This is a genomic window from Ralstonia sp. RL (assembly GCF_001683835.1).
Lineage (GTDB): Bacteria > Pseudomonadota > Gammaproteobacteria > Burkholderiales > Burkholderiaceae > Ralstonia > Ralstonia mannitolilytica.
In genome coordinates, this window is the sequence record NZ_LWRX01000159.1 from 1 (window position 1) to 1,838 (window position 1,838).

At 65.7% G+C, this 1,838-nt stretch carries 2 protein-coding genes; both read left to right on the plus strand.

Annotated features, from left to right (window positions below; all coding sequences use genetic code 11):
- A partial coding sequence (locus tag A6M56_RS15270) for a putative bifunctional diguanylate cyclase/phosphodiesterase (RefSeq protein WP_286758226.1) occupies positions 1–1,555 on the plus strand: 1,555 nt, incomplete at its 5' end.
- Positions 1,556–1,585: 30 nt separating this feature from the next.
- Complete coding sequence (locus tag A6M56_RS15275; protein ID WP_286758227.1) at positions 1,586–1,777, plus strand: hypothetical protein; 192 nt, start codon at positions 1,586–1,588, stop codon at positions 1,775–1,777.
- Positions 1,778–1,838 lie beyond the last annotated feature (61 nt).

Here is a 1,838-nt window from a genome sequence, read left to right on the forward strand (position 1 = left end):
GGAGGAAGTGATCGGCAAGACGCCGCACATGCTGCGCTCGGACGAAACCCATCCAGAAACCTACAAGCGCATGTGGGATACCCTGAAGTCGGGCAAGGAATGGACCGGCGAGCTGCACAACACCAAGAAGAACGGCGAGCTGTACTGGTGCCTGGAAACCATCTCGCCGCTGAAGAACGAGGCCGGCGAGATCACCCACTATGTCGCGGTGACCGAGGATATCAGCGAGCGCAAGCAGAACGAACAGACCATCCGCCACCTCGCCTTCCACGACCCGCTGACCGGCCTGCCCAACCGGCGCCTGTTCAACGACCGGCTGCAGCAGGCGATCGTCGCGCTGCAGCGCAGGAACAGCGCGTTCGCCCTGATGCTGCTCGACCTCGACCGCTTCAAGACCGTCAACGACACGCTCGGCCACGACATCGGCGACGCCCTGCTCAAGGCGGTCGCAGCGCGCCTGTCCGGCTGCGTGCGCCAGGGCGACACGCTGGCGCGCATGGGCGGCGACGAGTTCGCGCTGCTCAGCTTCGACGTCGGGCAGCCGGAAGACACCGGGCATATCGCCGGCAAGCTGGTCGACGCGCTCAAGGAACCGTTCCACCTGTACGGGCACGAGCTGTACGTGACCGTCAGCATCGGCGTGACGCTGTATCCGGCCGACGCCGCCGACGGCGACGCGCTGATCCGCAACGCCGACATCGCGCTCTACCGCGCCAAGGATTGCGGGCGCAACAATTTCCAGTTCTTCACCGAGGACATGAACGCCGCCATCATGCAGCGCCTGCAGCTGGAAAACAGCATGCGCTGGGCCATCGAGCGCGGCGAGTTCGAGCTGCATTTCCAGCCGCAGGCCGACATCGTCAGCGGCCGGATACGCGGCACCGAGGCCCTGATCCGCTGGCGCCATCCCGGGCTGGGCATGGTATCGCCGGCCAAGTTCATCCCGCTGGCGGAAGAGACCGGCATGATCGCGCAGATCGGCGAATGGGTGTTGCGCACCGCCTGCGCGCAGGCCAAGGCCTGGGAGCGCGCCGGCATGCCGATGCGGGTCGCGGTCAACCTGTCGGCGCGCCAGTTCCTGCAGGGCGACCTGGCCGAGACCATCGATGGCATCCTGCGCGAAATGGAGCTGCCGCCCTCCCTGCTGGAAGTGGAGCTGACCGAAGGCATCCTGATGGAAGACACCGAGCAGACCGCCGTCACCCTCGACAAGCTGCACCGCATGGGCGTGCAGATCTCGATCGACGACTTCGGCACCGGATATTCGTCGCTGTCCTACCTGAAGCGCCTGCCGATCCACGTGCTGAAGATCGACCAGTCGTTCGTGCGCGACATCCACACCGATGCCGACGACCGCGCCATCGTCACCGCCGTCATCGCGCTGGCGCACAGCATGAAGCTGGAAGTGGTGGCCGAAGGCGTCGAGACGCGCGAGCAGCTGGCCTTCCTGCGCCAATACGGCTGCGACGTGATGCAGGGATACCTGTTCAGCAAGCCGGTGCCGGGAGACGAGGTGCTGGCGCTGCTGACGGCCGATGTGCGGCTGAGCGCATGAACGGACACAGTAACTTCACGAGGAACTCCAATGACTCCACAACACGAACCAGCGATCACCGAACCTGCCTGCGAGCCGGAGTGGATCGCGCTCAACCACCTGTTTTCTTACTGCGCGAAAGCCAGGCGCACGCCCATGCAGGCGGGCGGCGAGCGCACGCCTGGCGAGGAAAGCGCGGGCTGCGCGCGCAAACGCTGCCTGTTCGGCGCGCCGCAAGGGTAATTCCTCCAAAGCGCCCTGCGCTATCCATCGAAGGCGCATACGGCCCGCCTCTCCTCCAGCG

Bases quoted from the DNA above. Each gene is read 5' to 3' on its own strand.
- A6M56_RS15275 (WP_286758227.1), top strand. From the start codon at position 1,586: ATGACTCCACAACACGAACCAGCGATCACCGAACCTGCCTGCGAGCCG.